At 71.8% G+C, this 19,292-nt stretch carries 13 protein-coding genes; 5 read left to right on the top strand and 8 right to left on the bottom strand.

The annotated features are described in order from the left end of the window. Positions 1 to 41: 41 nt before the first annotated feature. The gene (locus tag ABZY57_RS12320) at positions 42 to 1,538 is read right to left on the bottom strand and encodes a hypothetical protein (protein WP_356510935.1); all 1,497 of its coding nucleotides are present in this window, start codon (positions 1,536 to 1,538) and stop codon (positions 42 to 44) included. Positions 1,539 to 1,660: 122 nt separating this feature from the next. Between ABZY57_RS12320 and ABZY57_RS12315 the strand changes: the two genes are divergently transcribed. Both ABZY57_RS12315 and ABZY57_RS12310 read left to right on the top strand, forming a co-directional pair. Next, positions 1,661 to 2,200: a WcaF family extracellular polysaccharide biosynthesis acetyltransferase gene (locus ABZY57_RS12315; protein ID WP_356510925.1), complete on the top strand. Its 540-nt coding sequence runs from the start codon at positions 1,661 to 1,663 to the stop codon at positions 2,198 to 2,200. Next, the gene (locus ABZY57_RS12310) at positions 2,197 to 3,312 is read left to right on the top strand and encodes a glycosyltransferase (protein WP_356510923.1); all 1,116 of its coding nucleotides are present in this window, start codon (positions 2,197 to 2,199) and stop codon (positions 3,310 to 3,312) included. Before ABZY57_RS12315 ends, ABZY57_RS12310 begins: the two co-directional genes overlap by 4 nt. A gap of 74 nt (positions 3,313 to 3,386) precedes the next feature. Here ABZY57_RS12310 and ABZY57_RS12305 read toward each other — a convergent pair whose 3' ends face one another. The 4 genes from ABZY57_RS12305 to gmd all read right to left on the bottom strand — a co-directional run bounded on the left by ABZY57_RS12305 (position 3,387) and on the right by gmd (position 8,537). Next, positions 3,387 to 3,599 (bottom strand): hypothetical protein, encoded by a 213-nt coding sequence (locus tag ABZY57_RS12305; RefSeq protein ID WP_266881212.1) that lies wholly within the window; start codon positions 3,597 to 3,599, stop codon positions 3,387 to 3,389. 132 nt (positions 3,600 to 3,731) lie between these two features. After that, positions 3,732 to 4,415 carry a hypothetical protein gene (locus ABZY57_RS12300; protein ID WP_356510921.1) on the bottom strand — a complete coding sequence of 228 codons (684 nt, stop codon included), beginning with the start codon at positions 4,413 to 4,415 and terminating at the stop codon, positions 3,732 to 3,734. Positions 4,416 to 4,494: 79 nt separating this feature from the next. Further along, positions 4,495 to 7,272, bottom strand: coding sequence for a LamG-like jellyroll fold domain-containing protein (locus tag ABZY57_RS12295; protein ID WP_356510919.1), 2,778 nt, complete (start codon positions 7,270 to 7,272; stop codon positions 4,495 to 4,497). A 251-nt stretch (positions 7,273 to 7,523) separates the two neighbouring features. Next, complete coding sequence (gene gmd, locus ABZY57_RS12290) at positions 7,524 to 8,537, bottom strand: GDP-mannose 4,6-dehydratase (protein WP_356510917.1); 1,014 nt, start codon at positions 8,535 to 8,537, stop codon at positions 7,524 to 7,526. Between the two features lie 396 nt (positions 8,538 to 8,933). Between gmd and ABZY57_RS12285 the strand changes: the two genes are divergently transcribed. Further along, complete coding sequence (locus ABZY57_RS12285; protein WP_356510915.1) at positions 8,934 to 9,899, top strand: GDP-L-fucose synthase; 966 nt, start codon at positions 8,934 to 8,936, stop codon at positions 9,897 to 9,899. A gap of 25 nt (positions 9,900 to 9,924) precedes the next feature. Here ABZY57_RS12285 and ABZY57_RS12280 read toward each other — a convergent pair whose 3' ends face one another. After that, positions 9,925 to 11,397 carry a sugar transferase gene (locus ABZY57_RS12280; protein WP_356510913.1) on the bottom strand — a complete coding sequence of 491 codons (1,473 nt, stop codon included), beginning with the start codon at positions 11,395 to 11,397 and terminating at the stop codon, positions 9,925 to 9,927. A 381-nt stretch (positions 11,398 to 11,778) separates the two neighbouring features. Between ABZY57_RS12280 and ABZY57_RS12275 the strand changes: the two genes are divergently transcribed. Next, entirely contained in the window at positions 11,779 to 14,043 is a 2,265-nt protein-coding gene (locus ABZY57_RS12275) for a M4 family metallopeptidase (protein WP_356510911.1), read from the top strand. A 275-nt stretch (positions 14,044 to 14,318) separates the two neighbouring features. After that, the gene (locus ABZY57_RS12270) at positions 14,319 to 15,779 is read left to right on the top strand and encodes a nitronate monooxygenase (protein WP_356510909.1); all 1,461 of its coding nucleotides are present in this window, start codon (positions 14,319 to 14,321) and stop codon (positions 15,777 to 15,779) included. A 63-nt stretch (positions 15,780 to 15,842) separates the two neighbouring features. Here ABZY57_RS12270 and ABZY57_RS12265 read toward each other — a convergent pair whose 3' ends face one another. Both ABZY57_RS12265 and glgP read right to left on the bottom strand, forming a co-directional pair. Then, entirely contained in the window at positions 15,843 to 16,337 is a 495-nt protein-coding gene (locus ABZY57_RS12265) for a hypothetical protein (RefSeq protein ID WP_356510907.1), read from the bottom strand. Between the two features lie 209 nt (positions 16,338 to 16,546). Then, a complete protein-coding gene (gene glgP, locus ABZY57_RS12260; RefSeq protein ID WP_356510905.1) occupies positions 16,547 to 19,183 on the bottom strand; it encodes an alpha-glucan family phosphorylase in 2,637 nt (878 codons plus the stop codon). Positions 19,184 to 19,292 lie beyond the last annotated feature (109 nt).

Genomic DNA, 19,292 nt, shown 5'->3' with positions numbered 1-19,292 from the left:
GCCGGCGCGGCGGACTCATGGAGCGGCTACAGGTGCCGGCGTCAGCGCAGGGCGGTGGCCCTGTCCTGCCGGTACGTGGCCACGAGCGCGAGGCACATCCCCGCGATGGCGATCCTGCCCGAGGCCTGGAGCAGGGGCCCGCGCAGCAGGATGAAGGAGTAGCCCGCGACCAGCGGGACCACCGTGGAGATCAGGCTGCCCGGCGGCGAGCTGCGCCGGGCGCGCTTCGCGTACCGCCGGTCGACGCGGGCGGAGGCGTACCCCATCCCCAGGAGCCCCGCGCCCATGCCCAGCGGCCCGAAGTCGATCCACAGCTCGGCCCAGATCGGGGAGGAGAGGTTGGTGTTGACCGTGCCCATCCACTGGCCGACCATCACGCCGGTGTCGCGCGGCTTGCCCGACCACACCGAGCGCGGCACCGCGAAGAAGACGGATCCCGCGAGCTGGCGCCCGTAGGAATGGCCCGGGCCGGACTCCGAGAAGGTGATGGTGTTCGCGAACATGCCGATCTGGTCGTAGTCCTTGAGCGCCATCGGCTCCAGGAACGAGGTCGTCTCGACCGGCTTGTAGTTCTTCTCGTCGTAGCGGAAGCGGTCCGCGAACGGGAAGACGAGGAGCGCGATCACCACCGCCATGGACAGCGCCACCCGGTACATCGCGGCGCTCACCGGGAAGACGGTGAAGAGCATCGCGAACATGACCGTGAGGAACCAGTAGCGCGGGTTCGAGATCGGGTTGTTGACGATCAGGTTGAGGACCACGAGCGCCGACCAGGTGACGATGATCGACACCTTGCGGCGGGCGAACTTCGAGGTGATCAGCCAGCGCGTGTACAGCAGCAGGGCCAGCAGCGCGGGGACGGTGCCGAAGCCGCGCAGCAGCGCCTGGCCCGCCTGGCCGTCCTGGGAGACGCCCGCTTCCTCGATGCCCGCGATGATCTCCTGGCGGCTGGAGAAGAACACCGCCGGGCCGCCCAGCTTCACGATCAGGGCCGCGCCGCCCAGGAACGCCACGGCGGTGAGCAGGTGGAGGCGCTGCCGGTGCGCCATGACCGGGCGCGGCTCCTTCATCGAACCGCCGGCGCGGCCGGCCGGCCGGTGCCGGGCCAGCAGGACGCCCACGTCGAAGGCGGCGCAGCCGAGCAGGACGAGGCCGATGGCGGCGGTGAGGTCGGAGCGCGGGCCGACGACGGGGGTCGGGACCTGGCCGAGGACGGCCTGGGCGAGGGGGGCCACGCCCATGGCCATGTAGACGAAGAGCCAGAAGGAGCCCTGGAGCAGCTTGCGACGGCTGGTCAGGACCATCGCCGAGAGCCGGGCGCCCGCGTACATGGTGAGCAGGAGCTGGAGCCAGAAGGCGGCGTCGCGCTGGCCCGCACCGGGCTGGACGGCGACGAACAGGGGCAGGAAGACGGTGAATCCGAGGGCCAGCGGCACGGAGAGCGCCCGGGAGAGCAGGGTGCGGGGCGTGGTGACCTTGCCCCAGCTCTTCTCGTCACCGGGGCGCGGTGGCGCCGGCCTGACGGCGCTCTCGCGCATGTCGCTCGCCACGCTTGCCCCCACCCCCTGTGCCTGATCCGGGCGCAGTCTAGTCTGGGCGCTCGGCGCCCGGGGAGGCGCCTTCGAGGGCGCCGTCGGGGGCCGGAGTACGAGGGGTGCCTGTGCGTGATCTTCCTGCCTTCACGCTGGCCGGATACGACAAGGGGCGGGGGCGGCTGACGCAGGCGCTCTGGTTCGCCGTGATGAACACGCTCTTCATGAGCTGGCTGTGCCCGGCCCGGCTGCGGGTCGCGCTGCTGCGCGCCTTCGGGGCGCGGATCGGCGAAGGGGTGCTGATCCGCCACAAGGTGCGGGTGCTGTGGCCCTGGAAGCTGACCGTGGGCGACCACGCGTGGATCGGCGAGGGCGCCTGGGTGCTGAACCTGGAGCCGGTGACCATCGGCGCGCACGCCTGCGTCTCGCAGGAGGCGATGCTGTGCACCGGCTCGCACGACCACCGGGCCGCCGACTTCCGCTACCGCAACGCGCCGATCACCGTCGAGGACGGTGCGTGGGTGGCCGTACGGGCCACCGTGCTGGCCGGCGTGACCATCGGCCGGTGCGCGGTGGCGGGCGCCGGGTCCGTGGTCCACAAGGACCTCCCCGCGCTGACCCTGCAGACCCAGGACGGGCACCGCCGCCCGGTCGAGGAGCCCAAGTGAGAGTCCTGCACGCCGTCACCCTGCACTCCCCCACGCACGCCTTCGGCGGGCCGGTGCGGGTCGCGCTGAACCTGGCCAAGGGGCTGCGGGCCCACGGGCACGAGGCGAACCTGCTGGCACTGGGCGAGGGCTTCCCGGACCCGTGGCCGACCGCGGTGGAGGGTGTCCCGGCGAAGCTCTTCCCGGCCCGGCGCCTGCTCCCCCTGGGCTTCAGCGGGATGACCTCGCCGGCCCTGCTCGCCTCCGCGGGCCGCCTGGTGCGGGGCGCGGACCTGGTCCACGTGCACCTGGCGCGGGACCTGGTCACCCTGCCCGTCGCCCTCGCGGCGCTGCGGGCCGGCACGCCGCTGGTCCTGCAGACCCACGGCATGGTCGACCCGAGCGGGAAACTGCTGGCCAAGGTGCTGGACGCGCTGGCGGTACGCCGCCTCCTGCGCGGCGCCGACGCGCTGCTCTACCTCACGCCGCACGAGCGCGAGGGCCTCGACGCGGTGGTCGGGGCGCCGCTCCCGAACACCGTCCGCCTCGTCAACGGCACCCCGGCCCAGGAGGAACGCCCCGCCCTGTCCGGGCCTGCGCGGATCCTCTACTCGGCCCGCCTGCAGGCACGCAAACGCCCGGTGGACTTCGTGGACGCCGCCCCGGCCGTGCTGGCGGCGTACCCGGACGCGGAGTTCGTGGTGGCCGGCCCGGACGAGGGCGAACTCGCCGCGGTCCGGGCCCGCGTGAGCGCCCTCGGCCTCTCCTCCCGCTTCACGGTCCCGGGCGCCCTGTCCGGCGCGGAGGTCCTGACGGAGCTGCGCCGCGCCCACGTCTACGTACTGCCCTCGGTGGACGAGCCGTTCCCGATGTCGGTCCTGGAAGCCCTGTCGGTGGGCGTCCCGTCAGTGGTCACGCACTCCAACGGCCTGGCCCGCGACATCGCCCGCGCGGGCGCGGGCCGCGCGGTCGAGCCCGGCCCGGCAGGCGTCGCGGAGGCGGTCCTGTCCCTCCTGGACCCGGCCGCTAACGCCACGGCCTCGGAGGCCGCCCGCGAACTGGCGGCCTCCGCCTTCTCGATGGACGCGGTCCTGGACACGCTGCTGGAGGTCTACGGACGCATCTCCCGCTGAGGAGCCGGGCGACATCGCCCGGTCGCGGCCGCGTGGTGGTCGCCTTGCCGCTCTGCCCGGGGCTCGTTCGTGCCTCAGAGTCCGCGGCGGGTCTCGTCGACGACCGGGAGGGCGCCGACGCGACGGCGCTTGAGAACGCTCGCGTAGACCGCGAGGCCGATGATGCCCGCGACCATCATGATGACCCCGACCAGGTCGAGGTTCACGCTCTGCAGCTGCCAGTCGCTCGCGAAGGTGAGGATGGCCCCCACCACGATCAGGCCTATGCAACCGCTGATGCCCCTCATGGGATTCGCCTCCACCGTCGTGGACGGGTGGCCCCGCCCTGTGGAGGCTCGGATGCCCCCGATGCGGGAACGAAAACGCCCCCACTGCCCGGAAGAGGTCCGCGCGGTGGGGGCGTCCGGTTCGATTCCGGGTTACGCCGGGATCCAGGCGTAGCAGCCGTTGGAGACGAACTGGGCCGTGCCGGCCGGGATCTTGGCGGTGATCTTGTCGCCCGGCTTCAGGGGGGTCTGCGGGCCCGAGGCGAGGGCGGCGCCTTCCTTGGACTTGGCCTCCCAGGTGCACGTGGTGCTCTGGGTCAGCGCGCGGTAGGTGCCCGCCGCCGGGGACTGCTTCGTACCGTCCGGGAAGCCCTTCGCCGCCGTGGCGAGGAGCGGCTTCTGCTCCGGGCACAGGAAGGTGATCGCGTCCTTCGCGCCCGGGATCTCCCCGGCCACGAGCGCGCCGACCGCCGCGTCCTTGTCCCGCTTCGCCGTGCGCTCCAGCCGCTGGCAGGCCTCCTGGCCGCCCTGCAGGACGGCCGCCGGGTCCATCTTCTCCGGGACCCTGCCGCTCAGGTACTGCTTCTCCGGCGCGGTGAAGCTGCCCGTCTTGGGGACGAGCTTCGTGTCCGGCAGGACGGGACCCGTCGGCTTCGCGTCCGCCGGGGGCGGCGCCGGGGTGTTCGCGGCGTCGGCCGGGTCGGCGGCCGACGAGGCGGCCGGCGGCTTGGGCGAGACGGCCGAGGCTTCGGCCTTGCCGTCGCCGCCCGAACTGCAGGCCGTCAGCGTCAGGGCGGCGGCCAGCAGGACAGCAGCCGCTGCGGAGCGTCGGTACATCAGGTGGCTCCCGTACGTATGAGATGGGTGTGCGGGGCCCGGCCGTCCGAACGGCCGGGCCCCGCACTCCGTCAAGCGGTTACTTCGCGCCGAAGGTGAGGGTCAGCTGCGGCTTGGCGTCCACGGCCGTGGACTCCGAGGACCAGAGCCACAGCGGGTTGGTACCCGTGCTCGTCAGGCCCAGGCTGTAGCTGGATCCCAGCACCGCGGAGAGCGCGGTGGTGTTCAGCGAGGTGCTCTGGACCGCCGAACCGTCCGGCACGCCCGCGAAGGAGCCGAGCGGGGTGGTGCCCAGGGTGGGCTTGCTGTTGAAGGTCGTGCCCGCCCCGCTCCAGGTACCGGTGACCGGGACCACGGAGACGGTGTCGGTGGTGCCGGCACTCGCCACGGTGGTGGTCTTGATCTGGAGGGACGCGGACTTCAGCACCGTGCCGGCCGGGGCGGCCGGGATGTCGAAGCGCAGGTACGTCTCGTAGGCCGAGGTGCCGCGGACGGCCAGCGAGGTGGACGCGCCGTAGGCGGTGCTGGGGGCGCCCTGGTTGATGTAGGTGTCCTCGGTCGCGGTGACCTTGGAGACCGTGTCGGTGGCGGTCTTCGCCAGGTTGAAGTGGTTCTTGATCTGGGCCTCGGTCAGCACCTTCGGGTAGACGGCCGTCTCGTCGATCTGGCCGGCGAAGAAGTTGCTGGTCGGCCGGGAGGCCCAGCCCGCGAGGTTGTCGCCGCCGACGTGCCAGTAGCCCTCGATCTGCTGGGAGCCGGTGACGTTGAGGGAGGCCTTGGACTGGCCGTCCACGTACAGCGCCATGCCGGCGGGACCCTGGGTGGCGACGACGTGGTGCCACTTGTTGTCGTTGTACGTGTCGAACAGGCCGGTGGAGATCGTCTTCGCCCCGCCCGAGTTGACCCCGAAGAAGATCCGACCGGTGTTGGTCATGTAGATGTTCTTGTCGTAATTGTTGCTGTTGCGGTCCTGGTTGTTGCCGAAACCGATCAGCTTGCCGCCGCGCGTGGTGTTCGTCTTGAACCAGGTCTCCAGCGTGTAGCTGCTGCCGACCGTCTGGCGGTGAGCGCTGTACACCTGCTGGCTGGTGCCGTTGAAGCCCATGGCCGTGCTGGTGCCGGTGATCGCACCCGGGGTCTGCCGCAGCGCCGGGGCGTTGAGCTGGATGCCGCTGGTGTTCCCGGAGACCGAGGAGTCGGCCACGTACGGGCTGACGACGTCGTCGTAGCGCCAGTACAGGTGGGCGCCGTCCTCACGGACCTGGTTGGGGTACGCGAGGACCGAGGTCGGGACCGCGACCGAGACGGTGGCCGACCGGGCACTGGTGTTGCCCGCGGCGTCGGTGGCGGTGACCCGGTAGCTGTATGACACGCCGGCATTGACCGTGGTGTCCGTCCAGGAGGCCTGGCGGCGCAGCCACTCCAGGGAGCTCGCGCTGACGGTGGCGATCGGGGTCGCGGAGCCGTTGCGGTAGATGCGGTACGTCAGCTTGCTGTCGTCCGCGTCGTAGCTGGTGCGCCAGCGGACCTGGACCTCGCCGGGCTTGACGCTGGAGACGCTGGCGACCGGGGTGGTCGGGGCGCCGACGTCGCCGGTGGAGGCGAAGCGGGTCAGCGCCTGCTGGGCCTTGCCGTTGATGAGGGTGAACTCACCGCCGACCCACATGTACTTGGTGGTGTTCTTCTCCGCGATGGCCATCACGCGCGGGCCGATGCCCTCGCCGAGGCCGTCGTTGGCGGTGGGGTGCCAGCCGAGCTTCCCCGGGCTGCGCACGAAGCCGTTCACGGCCGACGGGGCGTCGAGGCCGCCGTTGCCCCAGTCGGTCAGCTGCGCCAGCAGGAAGTGGCGCTTGCCGTCGGGGAACTCACCCTCGGAGCTGCAGTTGTGCGCGTGCGAGGAGCTGTAGAGGACTCCGTCGTACGGCAGCACCCACTGGGTCGCTCCCAGGCACTGGTCGCGCCACTTCTCGCTGAAGTCCGTGGCGAGGGCGACACGGCCGTCGAAGCCGCCCGTGCCCTCGGCGCCGGTGTAGTAGCCCGTGGCGTCGGCCGCGATGGACTTGATGACCGACGCGGAGGGGATGGTGCCGTACGTCTTGGTGACGGCGCCGGTGGTGGCGTTCACGACGGCGAGCGCGTGGCTCTGGGCGCCGTTGACGGTGAAGAAGTCACCGCCCAGCAGGATGTTCTTGCCGTCGTTGCTGAGCTGGAGCGCACGGCCGGGCTCGTCGGCGTTGGCGACGAAGGGCTTGAGCGCACCGGAGGTCGCGTCGATCGCGGCAAACCGCTCGCGGGTCGCGCCCTCGACGGTGCTGAAGTCTCCTGCCGCGTACAGGGTGTCCTCGGTGGCGGCGAGCGCGCGCACCGTGGACGGGAACTTCGGGTCGAACGAGGCCTTGGGGGTGCAGGTCGCGATGTCGATGGCGGCGACGCTGGAGACCGGGGTTCCGTTGACGGCACCGAAGTAGCCGCCCGCGTAGAGGGTCTTCTCGTCCTTCGAGACGGTGAGCGCGCGCACGGTCGCGCTGCCCTCGCCGACGGTGAAGGAGAGCTTGCAGGAGGTGGGGGCGCCGGTCGCCGCGTCGAGCGCGACGAAGTTCACGGCTTCCTGCTCGGCGCCGGCCGCGCCGGTGGGCGGGCGGACGGCCGAGAAGGTGCCGCCCGCGAAGACGGTGCCGTTGGCCTCGGCCATCGCCCAGACGATCCCGTTGGGCTGCCACGTCGGCAGGTCGTCGGCGGTGAAGGCCACCGGCTGCGTGATGGCGGACGCCTCGGGTATCAGCACCAGGCCTATCGCGGTGCCGGCGCCGGCCAGTGACAGGGCGAGGGCAGCAGTCAGCCCTCTGGATCTACGCATGAGCCCCCCAGGGCAATTGCCCGGCTTGAATGGCTGGTTCGACAACTATCAGAGCAGCCATATGTACTGGCGCAGACTAGGGCTCACGCGAGGGCCTGGTCACCACGCCCGGCCCATTGCTACCAACTTGGAATCAACGAGTCCGGCACGGATGGAGCACTACGGACATACGGCAGTTTTGCCCCGGCCACACCCGCCGACAGGGGCGCGAACGACCGGGACAGGGCAAATCGTAGGCGAAATATATGGCCTCAGCGGTCGATCCGGACGCTCGCGCCCGCCAGTTGGTCCTCGACCTGCCGGATATCGGAATCCACCATGATCCTGGCCAGTTCGGCGACGAGGACCGTCGGCTTCCAGCCAAGCAGCTCGTGGGCCTTGGAGGCGTCGCCGATGAGGGCGTCGACCTCGCTGGGGCGCTCGTACTTGGGGTCGTAGCGCACGTGCTCGTTCCAGTCGAGACCGGCGTGCGCGAAGGAGGCCTCGACGAACTCGCGGACGGTGGCGGCGACGCCGGTGGCCACGACGTAGTCGGTGGGCTCGTCCTGCTGGAGCATCCGCCACATGGCGTCGACGTACTCCGGGGCGTAGCCCCAGTCGCGGACGGCGTCGAGGTTGCCGAGGTAGAGCTTCTCCTGGAGGCCCGCCTTGATCCGGGCAACCGCGCGGGTGATCTTGCGGGTCACGAAGGTCTCGCCGCGGCGGGGGGACTCGTGGTTGAAGAGGATCCCGTTGACGGCGAACATGCCGTACGCCTCGCGGTAGTTCACCGTCGTCCAGTACGCGAACACCTTCGCGGCGCCGTACGGGCTGCGCGGGTGGAACGGGGTGGCCTCGTTCTGCGGGGGCGGGGTGGCGCCGAACATCTCCGAGGAGGAGGCCTGGTAGATACGGGTGTCCACGCCGCTCGCGCGGATCGCCTCCAGCAGGCGCAGGGCGCCGAGTCCGGTCACGTCGCCGGTGTAGAGCGGGGCGTCGAAGGAGACGCGGACGTGCGACTGGGCGCCGAGGTTGTAGACCTCGTCGGGGCGTATCTCGCGGAGCAGGTTCACCAGGGCGACGCCGTCGGAGAGGTCGGCGTGATGCAGCACGAGGGAACGGTTCGCCGTCTGCGGGTCCTGGTAGATGTGGTCGATCCGCTCCGTGTTGAAGCTGGAGGACCGCCGCACGAGACCGTGCACCGTGTAGCCCTTGGAGAGCAGGAGCTCTGCGAGGTACGAGCCGTCCTGCCCGGTGACGCCGGTGATCAGCGCGGTCTTGCCCATTGGGTCCCCCTGGGGATCGTTGCGTTGCGGTGCGGTCGTGTCTGCGCCCCGGAGCACGGGCCGGAGCTGCAATGCGGGGCGGTGCCCCGGGTCTGGCTCGGGGCGCGGCCCCGGATGGGGAGGGGTCACACCTCGTCGTACAGGTCGGTGCCGGGCCCCGGTTGCGGCTCGGGGCCGGGTGCTGCGCGGGTCCGCCTCCAGGGGGCTGGGGACGGGCACCGGATGGGTACCGTACACGTTCCGTCCGAAGCGCCTCCCGCCGGATCGGGCCCCATCGCCCCCTTGCGGGCCGGTGTGTACCGCACCGGCCGGGGCGGACCCGGGGTCTGCGGCACCGGAGCGGGGCCGGGGCTCCCGCGCAGAAACCGCGGCCGGCGGACTGGCATCATCGGCGGTATGACAAGTTCGCCGTTCCTGCCCCCGGACGCCCGCGTCTTCGTCGCCGGCCACCGCGGCCTCGTGGGGTCCGCGGTCGTCCGCCGGCTCGCCGCCGACGGGTACGAGGTGCTCACCCGCGGCCGCACCGACCTCGACCTGCGCGATGCCGCCGCGACCGCGGCGTACCTGCGGGACGTGCGGCCCGACGCCGTCGTCCTGGCCGCCGCCAAGGTCGGCGGGATCATGGCCAACAGCACCTTCCCGGTGCAGTTCCTGGAGGACAACCTCAAGATCCAGCTGAGCGTCGTCGCCGGGGCGCACGCCGCTGAGGTCGGCCGGCTGCTGTTCCTCGGCTCCTCCTGCATCTACCCCAAGCTGGCCCCGCAGCCCATCAGCGAGGACGCCCTGCTGACCGGCCCGCTGGAGCCGACGAACGAGGCGTACGCCCTGGCGAAGATCGCCGGCATCGTCCAGGTCCAGTCGTACCGCAAGCAGTACGGGGCCTCGTACATCTCCGCCATGCCCACGAACCTCTACGGCCCGGGCGACAACTTCGACCTGGAGTCCTCGCACGTCCTGCCCGCCCTCATCCGCCGCTTCCACGAGGCCGCGGCCGAGGGGCGCGAGGAGGTCACGCTGTGGGGATCGGGGACGCCCCGCCGGGAGTTCCTGCACGTGGACGACCTGGCGGCCGCCTGCGCCGTGCTGCTGCGCGAGTACGACGGCGCCGAGCCGGTGAACATCGGCTGCGGCGAGGACCTGACCATCAAGGCCCTCGCGGAGACCGTCGCCGAGGTGACCGGCTTCCGCGGCAGGCTCGCCTGGGACACCTCCAAGCCCGACGGCACGCCCCGCAAGCTGCTGGACGTGACCCGGCTGCGGGCCCTCGGCTGGAAGCCCGCGGTCCCGCTGCGCGAGGGCATCGCCGCCACGTACGCCTGGTGGCGCGAGCAGGGCGACGAGCCGACGCGCGGGCAGAGCTGATCCCAAAGCGGGGGTCCCCCGGGCCTCAGTACGCTCCGCGACCGTCGACCACGGCGCGGAGCGTGCGGCCCATGACGTCGACGTCACTGGTGAACGACCAGTTGTCCACGTACTGCAGGTCGAGTTGGATCGTCTCGTCCCACGAGAGGTCGGACCGCCCGCTGATCTGCCACAACCCGGTCATCCCGGGCCGCACCGCGAGCCGGCGCAGTTCGACCTCGTCGTACTCGGCCACCTCCTCGGGCAGCGGCGGGCGCGGGCCGACCAGTGACATGTCACCCGCCACCACATTGATCAGCTGCGGCAGTTCGTCCATGGAGGTGCGGCGCAGCAGCCGGCCCACCCGGGTCACCCGGGGGTCGCGGCGCATCTTGAACATCAGGCCGTCGTTCTCGTTGGCCCCGGACAGCTCGGCCTTCTGCGCATCGGCGTCCACGACCATCGTGCGGAACTTCCACATGACGAACGGAACCCCGTCGCGGCCGATGCGCCGCTGCCGGTAGAAGGCCGGCCCGCGCGAGCCGAGGCGGATCGCCAGCACCATCGCGAGGAAGGCCGGCGACAGCAGGACCAGTCCGATCGCCGCGCCCGCCCGGTCCAGTACCGACTTCAGCAGGGGCTGCACGCCCCGGCTCACCGGCGGCGCCACCCGCAGCATGGCCAGGCCTCCCGCGGACAGGGTCTCCAGCCGCTTGACGGAGACCTCCACCAGGCCGGGGAAGACCGCCAGTTCGAGTCCGGCGTCGTGCAGGGCCCAGGAGATCCGGCGCAGCCGCTCCCCCGCGAGCCGGGCCCCCGGTGCGACGAGCACCAGGTCGGCGCGGTGGGCGGCGACGGCGCCGAGCACGGTGGTGGAGTCCCCGTTCGGGGACTGCGCCATCGCGGAGCCGAGCCGCGCGGCCACGGGTACCCCGTGGTCCATCGCGCCGGGGCCCACCGGGACCACGCCGACCACCACGTACGGGTGGTCGGTGCGCGCGGCGAGGTGTCCGATGACGGACTCGGCGGCGGCGGGCTCGCCGACGACGAGCACCCGGCTCACCGCCTGGGCCTCGCGCCGGGCGGCGGAGAGGTGGCGGTAGGTCAGCTTGTGGCAGGCGACGGTGACGAGCAGCGCGGGTACGAGGGCGCCGAGGGCGGAGAGCCGGGGGGTGTTCTCGCCCGTGATCACGCGGGCCACGGCGAGCACACCGATCAGTATCAGCCAGTCGTGTACGACCGGCAGAACTCCCCTGGATTCGCCGAGCAGACGGCCCGCGTAGCGTCGGCGCAACAGCTGCACGCCGGTCCAGGCCAGGGCCGCGCCGAGGGCGCAGAACCAGGGCCGCGCCTGCTGGGCGGCCTCGAAGACCAGGCCGACGGGGACTCCCGCGCCGATCAGGTCCGCGGCCACCGCGGCGGGCAGGTACCAGCGGGCCTTGTCGCCGAGGCCCCGGGCCGGCATGGCCGCCCGGGCCGCTCCGGCCACTCTTTGCACAGGTATATGGACATGCCTCATGGGCCCCCCTGGCACGTGGTCTATGACAGTTGCGCCGGTCCGCGGCTTCCCCGGGCAGTGGACATCAGACGCACCGGGAAACAGTACGACAAACACCCGTACGGTAAACGCCGTTTCCGGGAACCGGGCGTCTTGTTGCCCAAGCGTTAGCGGCGGGCGGGTCCGCAATCCGGGCAGGGGACCCTCCTCTCTCATCCCAAAGTGAATGTTCCGCATACCGGATACGTCTCTTCGGACAACGAACGATTTCCGGCCAACCTTTTGACGCGGCCCTGACATCACAGCTGCCAAGTGGCACTCTTCGACCGTTCATCGCACCAGCCCGATCTGCCCGGAGGCCCACCCAGCCATCCGGAACCCCCCTTGCAGAAGGAGTCTGCGTTGAGTCCCACCCCCCAGCGGCGTGCCACCACGGCCGGCGCGCTTGTTGCCGCGGCCGCTCTCCTCGCCGTAGGCATCCAGACCGGATCAGCCAACGCCGACGCCACCGCGTCGCAGGTCGGATCGGTCGCCCAGGCCAACCCGGGCGCGGCCAATCTCAAACTCAGCGCTTCGGAGCGTGCGACGCTCCTGGCCGAGGCCAACTCCACCACCGTGCAGGCCGCCAAGGCGCTCAGCCTCGGCAGCGGCGAGAAGCTCATCGTCCGCGACGTGGTCAAGGACGCGGACGGCACCACCCACACCACGTACGAGCGCACCTACGACGGCATACCGGTGCTCGGCGGTGACCTGACCATCCACGCCAAGGGCGGCGTCACCAAGAGCGTCACCAAGGCCACCAACCACGACCTGAAGGTGGACACCACCGCCACCGTCGCGCCGTCCGCCGCGGAGGGCCAGGCGATCTCCGCCGCCAACGCCGAGGGTGCGAAGGACGCCAAGGCCACCAAGGGCGCCCGCAAGGTGATCTGGGCGGCCGAGGGCGCTCCGGTCCTCGCCTTCGAGACCGTCGTCGGCGGCCTCCAGCACGACGGCACGCCCAGCGAGCTGCACGTGGTGACCAACGCCAAGACCGGCGCGAAGATCACCGAGTGGCAGGCCATCGAGACCGGCACCGGCAACACCATGTACAGCGGCCAGGTGACGATCGGGACCTCGCAGTCGGGCAGCAACTACACGCTGAACGACGCCACGCGCGGCGGTCACAAGACCAACAACCTGAACCGGGCCACCTCCGGCACCGGCACCCTGTTCTCCGGCACCGACGACGTCTGGGGCAACGGCCTTCCGGCCAACCTGGAGACGGCCGCCGCCGACGCCCACTACGGCGCGCAGGTGACGTGGGACTACTACAAGAACGTCCACGGCCGCAACGGCCTGCGCAACGACGGGGTCTCCCCGTACAGCCGGGTCCACTACGGCAACAACTACGTGAACGCCTTCTGGGACGACTCCTGCTTCTGCATGACGTACGGCGACGGTGACGGCAACGCCAAGCCGCTCACCTCCACCGACGTGGCCGCACACGAAATGACGCACGGCCTGACCTCGGTCACCGGCAACATGACGTACAGCGGTGAGCCGGGCGGTCTGAACGAGGCCACCTCCGACATCTTCGCGGCGGCGGTCGAGTTCTACGCGGCCAACCCGCAGGACGTCGGCGACTACCTGGTCGGCGAGAAGATCGACATCCGCGGCAACGGCACGCCGCTGCGCTACATGGACAAGCCGAGCAAGGACGGCTCGTCGAAGGACGCCTGGTACTCGGGCATCGGCTCGATCGACGTCCACTACTCCTCGGGCCCGGCCAACCACTGGTACTACCTGGCCTCCGAGGGCTCGGGCGCCAAGGTCGTCAACGGCGTGAGCTACGACTCGCCGACCTCCGACGGCCTCCCGGTCACCGCGATCGGCCGTGACGCCGCGTCCAAGATCTGGTTCCGCGCCCTGACCACCGGTCTGTTCAGGTCGAACACCAACTACGCGGCCGCCCGTACCGCCACCCTGCAGGCCGCAGCCGACCTGTACGGCGCCGGTTCGACCACGTACAACAACGCCGCGAACGCCTGGGCCGCCATCAACGTCGGTCCGCGCATCGTCAACGGCGTCACGGTCACCAACCCGGGCAACCAGAACACCGTCACGGGCAGCGCCGTCAGCCTCCAGATCCAGGCCACCAGCACCAACGCGGGTGCCCTGAACTACACGGCGACCGGCCTGCCGGCCGGGCTGTCGATCAACGCCACCAACGGCCTGATCTCCGGCACCGCCTCCACCGCGGGCACGTCCAACGTGACCATCACGGTGAAGGACTCGGCGAACCAGACCGGGACGGCGGCGTTCACCTGGACGGTCGGCACCCAGCAGCAGACCGTCTTCGAGAACACCACCGACTACGCGATCGCCGACAACTCGACGGTCGACTCCCCGATCACCGTGAACCGCACGGGCAACGCCCCGAGCACCCTCAAGGTGGACCTCAACATCCTCCACACCTACATCGGTGACCTGAAGGTCGACCTCGTCGCCCCCGACGGCACCCTGTACAACCTGCACAACCGCAGCGGCGGCAGCGCGGACAACATCATCAAGGCCGTCACGGTCAACGCCTCCTCCGAGGTTGCCCAGGGCGTCTGGAAGCTGCGTGTCAACGACAACGCGAACCTCGACACCGGCAAGATCGACAGCTGGAAGCTCACCTTCTGACCCCCACCGGGGCCGTCGGTGAACCAGAGCTGAACCGTTAGACCACGGGGCCGCCCGGGAGAAGACCTCCCCGGGCGGCCCTGTTCCATTCCCCCCGGTTCCATTCCTCCCTGCGCCACCCCTCCCACCCCTCGTTCCCTAAGCCCCCGCCGGACAGGTCCAGCGCCCCTGAGGGCCGGGACCTTCGGCGCCCTTCGGCGGGCGGCTCCCGGGTCATAGTGGAATTCAGCGAACCTACGGTCCCGTAGGTTCGGGTGATTCCGAGGACGTGACCCATGCCGCAGCCCCCCACGACCGCCCCCGCCGCGCAGCACCCCTGGCTGATCCAGGGCGGCATGGGCGTCGGCGTCTCCGGCTGGCGGCTGGCCAGGGCCGTCTCCTGCGAGGGCCAGCTGGGCGTGGTCTCCGGGACGGCCCTGGACGTCGTACTGGCCCGCGTGCTGCAGACCGGCGACCCCGGCGGCCACGCCCGCCGGGCCCTGGCGGCCTTCCCGCTGCCGGAGCTCGCCCAGTCCGCCCTCGACCTCTACTTCCGCGAGGAAGGCCTCGCGGACGGCGTGGCGATGCGCACCACCCCGCGACTGCGGGCGACGGGCGGGTCGCAGGCCGAGATCCTCACCGTCCTCGGCAACTTCGCCGAGGTCTGGCTCGCCAAGGAGGGACACGACGGTGTCATCGGCATCAACTACCTGGAGAAGATCCAGCTCGCCACGGCCCCCGCGATGTTCGGCGCGATCCTGGCAGGCGTCGACTACGTGCTCGTGGGCGCGGGAGTCCCCGGTCAGATCCCTGCCCTCGCCTCAAGGCTGGCGCGCTACGAACGCTGCGTGAGCAAGATCCACGTGGAGGGCGACGAGCAGCCCCTGGAGCACCCCTTCGACCCCGCGGCCCTGCTCGCCGGACACCTGCCCGGGCCGCTGCGCCGCCCCCACGTGCTGGCCATCGTCTCGCTCCCGGTCCTGGCCGCCTACCTGGCCCGGGACGAGATCACCCGCCCCGACGGCTTCGTCATCGAGACCAGCCGGGCCGGCGGCCACAGCGCCCCGCCGCGCGGGCCGATGAAACTCGACGAGGACGGCGAGCCGGTCTACGGTCCGCGCGACGACCCCGACCTCGCCAAGATGGCGGCCCTCGGGCTGCCGTTCTGGCTGGCCGGCGGGCAGGCCGGCCCCGGGGCCGTGGCCGAGGCGCTCGCCGCGGGCGCGGCCGGGGTACAGATCGGCAGTGCGTTCGCCCTGTGCGAGGAGTCGGGGATGGCCCGCCACCTGCGCGAGGAGCTGCTGGACCGGGCCCACGGCGGCACCCTCTCGGTCCGCAACGACCCCGAGGCCTCCCCGACTTCCTTCCCGTTCAAGGTGGCGGACCTGCCGGGGACGGTCTCGGAGCCGGAGGTCTCCGAAGCCCGGCGCCGGGTCTGCGACCTCGGGTTCCTGCGCACTCCCGTACGGGGTCCGCGCGGCCTGGTCTACCGGTGCGCGGCCGAGCCGGTGGCCGCGTACGTCCGCAAGGGCGGCCGGGCCTCCGACACCAAGGGCCGCCAGTGCCTGTGCAACGGCCTGCTGGCCACGATCGGACTGGCCCAGCGGCGGCCGCACGGCCGGGTGGAACCCCCGCTGGTGACGATCGGCAAGGACCTGTCCTTCCTCCCGGAGCTCGCCCCGAACGCCGAGCCCTACACGGCCGCGGACGTGGTGCACTGGCTGTCGTCCGGCGCGGGCCGGCCCACCGCCGGCTGAGGAACGCGGTACGCGAAGGCCCGGCACCCCCAGGGGTACCGGGCCCTCACCTCCGGACGGGGGTCAGCCGATGGAGCGGAAGATCCGGTCGAAGAGGTCCGGCGCCTCCCCGGCCTGCCGGGCGGCGGCGCGGCCGCCGATGCTGCGGTCGTCGTCCCAGCCGCCGTCGTGGTCGTGGTGGCCGTGGTGCCAGTCGTCGGAGGGCTTGAAGAAGACCGACCGCACCGACAGGTCCCTCGCCCTCTCGCCCGGCTGCAGCGTCTCCACGGCCGTGCCTCCGCAGGAGCGGTCCTCGAAGAGCACCGCCAGCGACTCCGTGTCGTTCTCCACCTGGAAGGCCGGATGGCTCCGCGAGGCGTTCGTCAGCTGGTAGCAGGTGTCGTTGTCGGCGGGTTCGATCCGGCCGCGGCGGGTGTCACCGTCGTCGTCGGCGAACCGGTAGTGCAGCGTTCCGAGGTTCTCGCGGTCGTCGTGGTCGTTGGCGTACGAGATCCCGGCGGTCGGCAGGACCAGCGCGAGGGCGCCGACGAGTGCGGTGGCGGTGGTACGAAGACGCATGGGGGAGTCCGTTTCTCGGGTTCCTCGGGTTCCTCGGATGCCTGGTGCGGTGGGCATCCGCGGGCAGCGTAGGAGCCGGGGCCCCGGAGAACCGGGTCGGCACGGCAGCGCGTTCGAAGGTTCACCCTCACGGTCCCTCCCCGTCCGAACACCCGGACGCCCCGGATCCACACACGGGATCCGGGGCGTCCGGGCGGAGGGGGCTGCCGTCAGCGCAGCACGACGCCGCCCCCCGTGTCCGTGTCCACGGGCCCGGCGACCAGGCCCAGTTCTGCCGGGGTCGCCAGCAGCGGGTGCGCCGGCAGGATCCGCACGGTGTAGCCGAAGGGCCCCGTACGGTCGAGGGCGAGCGGGCCCTCGTACAACCAGCGGCCCTCCAGGTCGGGTCCGCCGGCGGGCTTGAGCGGGAAGGCGCGCCCGCCCTGGATCACGTCCTGCGCGTCGACCCGGCCCGCGACGGCCTGCACCTCCACGTCCTCGGGGGCCAGGGCGTCGAGGGAGACCTGCACGCGCAGCGTGAGGGTGGCCCCCAGTTCGGCGGTGCCGCCGACCGGGCCCGCGGTCAGGGCCTCCACGTGCTCGACGGTGAGCTGCGGCCAGGCCGCGCGCACCCGCCCCTTCCACCAGGCGAGGTCCCGGGCCGCGTCCGGGGTCAGGGCGCGGTGGGAGAGCGCGGCCGGCGCGTAGAGACGCTCCACGTACTCCCGCACCATGCGCCCCGCGAGCACCTTGGGCCCCAGGGAGACCAGGGTGCGCCGGACCATCTCGATCCACCGCACCGGAAGTCCGGCCTGTCCGGCCCGGTCGTAGAACCGGGGTGCGACCCTGCCCTCGATCAGGTCGTAGAGGGCGTTCGCCTCCAGGTCGTCGCGGCGGTCCTCGTCCGCGCCGAGTCCGTCGGCGGTCGGGATGGCCCAGCCGAAGTCCGGCTCGAACCATTCGTCCCACCAGCCGTCCAGGACAGACAGGTTGAGGCACCCGTTGAGCGCCGCCTTCATCCCGCTGGTGCCGCAGGCCTCCAGCGGGCGCAGCGGGTTGTTCAGCCAGACGTCGCAGCCCGGGTAGAGCTTCTGGGCCATGGCCATGCCGTAGTCGGGCAGGAACACGATCCGGTGGCGCACGCGGGGGTCGTCCGCGAAGCGCACCAGCTCCTGGACGAGCCGCTTGCCGCCGTCGTCGGCCGGGTGCGCCTTGCCCGCGACCACGATCTGCACGGGCCGGTCCGGGTCCAGCAGCAGGCGGCGCAGCCGTTCGGGGTCGCGCAGCATCAGGGTGAGCCGCTTGTAGGACGGCACCCGGCGGGCGAACCCGATGGTCAGCACGTCCGGGTCGAGGACGGAGTCCACCCAGCCCAGCTCGGCGTCGGCGGCCCCGCGCTGGCGCCAGGAGGCGCGCAGGCGCTCCCGTACCTCTTGGACGAGCTGCTCCCGGAGCACCCGGCGCAGGTCCCAGACCTCCTGGTCGGGGATGTCGGCGACGGCGTCCCAGCGCTGCGAGCCGCCGACGGAGAGCGCGTCCTCGGTGCGGCCGGCGCCGATCTGCTTCGCGCCGAGCCTCACCACCTCGGGCGCCACCCAGGTCGGGGCGTGCACGCCGTTGGTCACCGAGGTGATGGGCACGTCGGCGGGGTCGAATCCCGGCCACAGCCCGGCGAACATCTCCCGGCTGACGGCGCCGTGCAGGGTGGAGACCCCGTTGGCCCGCTGGGCGAGGCGCAGGCCCATCACCGCCATGTTGAACACCCCGGGGTCGCCGCCGGGGTACGACTCGGCGCCGAGGGCCAGGATCCGGTCGACGGGTACGCCGGCCAGTTCGCCGCCGTCGCCGAAGTGTCGGGCGACCAGGGCCCGGTCGAAGCGGTCGATGCCCGCGGGGACGGGGGTGTGCGTGGTGAACACGGTGCCGGCCCGGACGGCTTCGACGGCGGCGTCGAAGCCGAGTCCCTGCTGCCCCTCCAGTTCTCTTATGCGCTCCAGCCCCAGGAACCCGGCGTGGCCCTCGTTGGTGTGGAAGACCTCGGGGTCGGGATGCCCGGTGATCCGGCAGTAGGCGCGCACCGCCCGGACCCCGCCGATGCCGAGGAGCATCTCCTGGAGCAGCCGGTGGTCGCTCCCGCCGCCGTAGAGCCGGTCGGTCACCTCGCGGGCGACGGCGTCGTTGTCCTCGACGTCGGAGTCGAGGAGCAGCAGCGGCACCCGGCCGACGCGGGCCTGCCAGACGTGTGCGTGCAGGGCCCGGCCGGCGGGGAGGCTCAGGGACACCCGCGTGGGGTTCCCGTCCTCCTCGCGCACCAGCGCGACGGGCAGTTCGTTGGGGTCGAGCACCGGATAGTGCTCCTGCTGCCAGCCGTCCCGGGAGAGGGACTGGCGGAAGTACCCGTGCCGGTAGAGGAGTCCGACACCGATGAGGGGGACGCCGAGGTCGCTGGCGGACTTGAGGTGGTCCCCGGCGAGGATCCCGAGCCCGCCGGAGTACTGGGGCAGGGCGGCGGTGATCCCGAACTCGGGCGAGAAGTAGGCGATGCCGGCGGGCAACTGCGCGGCGGACTCGTGGCTCTGGTACCACCTCCCGCCGTGGACGTAGTCATCGAGGTCGGCGGCGGCGACGGCGAGCCGCCGCAGGAACCGCCGGTCTCCGGCGAGCTCGGTGATCCGCGCGGCGGACACGGCGCCGAGCAGCCGGACGGGATCCCCGCCGGCGGCCTGCCAGCCCTCGGGATCGACGGATTGGAAGAGTTCACGGGTCTCGGCGTGCCAGGACCAGCGCAGGTTGCGCGCGAGGTCGGCGAGCGGCGAGAGGGTCTCGGGGAGGACGGGGCGCACGGTGAATCGACGGATAGCCTTCACGCGTTCCACCTTCGCAGGGGATTACGGATCGGAGCGGCCGCACCACGCTGTGCACCGCGAGCGTCACCCTCGGAAGGCTAGCGTCCTCCCCTCCCCCGGACCATGCCGC

Origin of the sequence: Streptomyces sp. NPDC006450, from assembly GCF_040612195.1 — a bacterium.
In the GTDB taxonomy this organism is placed as follows: Bacteria; Actinomycetota; Actinomycetes; order Streptomycetales; family Streptomycetaceae; genus Streptomyces.
Note: the sequence above shows the minus strand (reverse complement) of the source record. Positions and strands in the feature narration are given on the sequence as shown.

Bases quoted from the DNA above. Each gene is read 5' to 3' on its own strand.
- ABZY57_RS12285 (WP_356510915.1), top strand. From the start codon at position 8,934: ATGACAAGTTCGCCGTTCCTGCCCCCGGACGCCCGCGTCTTCGTCGCC.
- ABZY57_RS12305 (WP_266881212.1), bottom strand. From the start codon at position 3,599: ATGAGGGGCATCAGCGGTTGCATAGGCCTGATCGTGGTGGGGGCCATC.
- ABZY57_RS12280 (WP_356510913.1), bottom strand. From the start codon at position 11,397: ATGAGGCATGTCCATATACCTGTGCAAAGAGTGGCCGGAGCGGCCCGG.
- ABZY57_RS12265 (WP_356510907.1), bottom strand. From the start codon at position 16,337: ATGCGTCTTCGTACCACCGCCACCGCACTCGTCGGCGCCCTCGCGCTG.
- ABZY57_RS12270 (WP_356510909.1), top strand. From the start codon at position 14,319: ATGCCGCAGCCCCCCACGACCGCCCCCGCCGCGCAGCACCCCTGGCTG.
- ABZY57_RS12295 (WP_356510919.1), bottom strand. From the start codon at position 7,272: ATGCGTAGATCCAGAGGGCTGACTGCTGCCCTCGCCCTGTCACTGGCC.
- gmd (WP_356510917.1), bottom strand. From the start codon at position 8,537: ATGGGCAAGACCGCGCTGATCACCGGCGTCACCGGGCAGGACGGCTCG.
- ABZY57_RS12320 (WP_356510935.1), bottom strand. From the start codon at position 1,538: ATGCGCGAGAGCGCCGTCAGGCCGGCGCCACCGCGCCCCGGTGACGAG.
- ABZY57_RS12300 (WP_356510921.1), bottom strand. From the start codon at position 4,415: ATGTACCGACGCTCCGCAGCGGCTGCTGTCCTGCTGGCCGCCGCCCTG.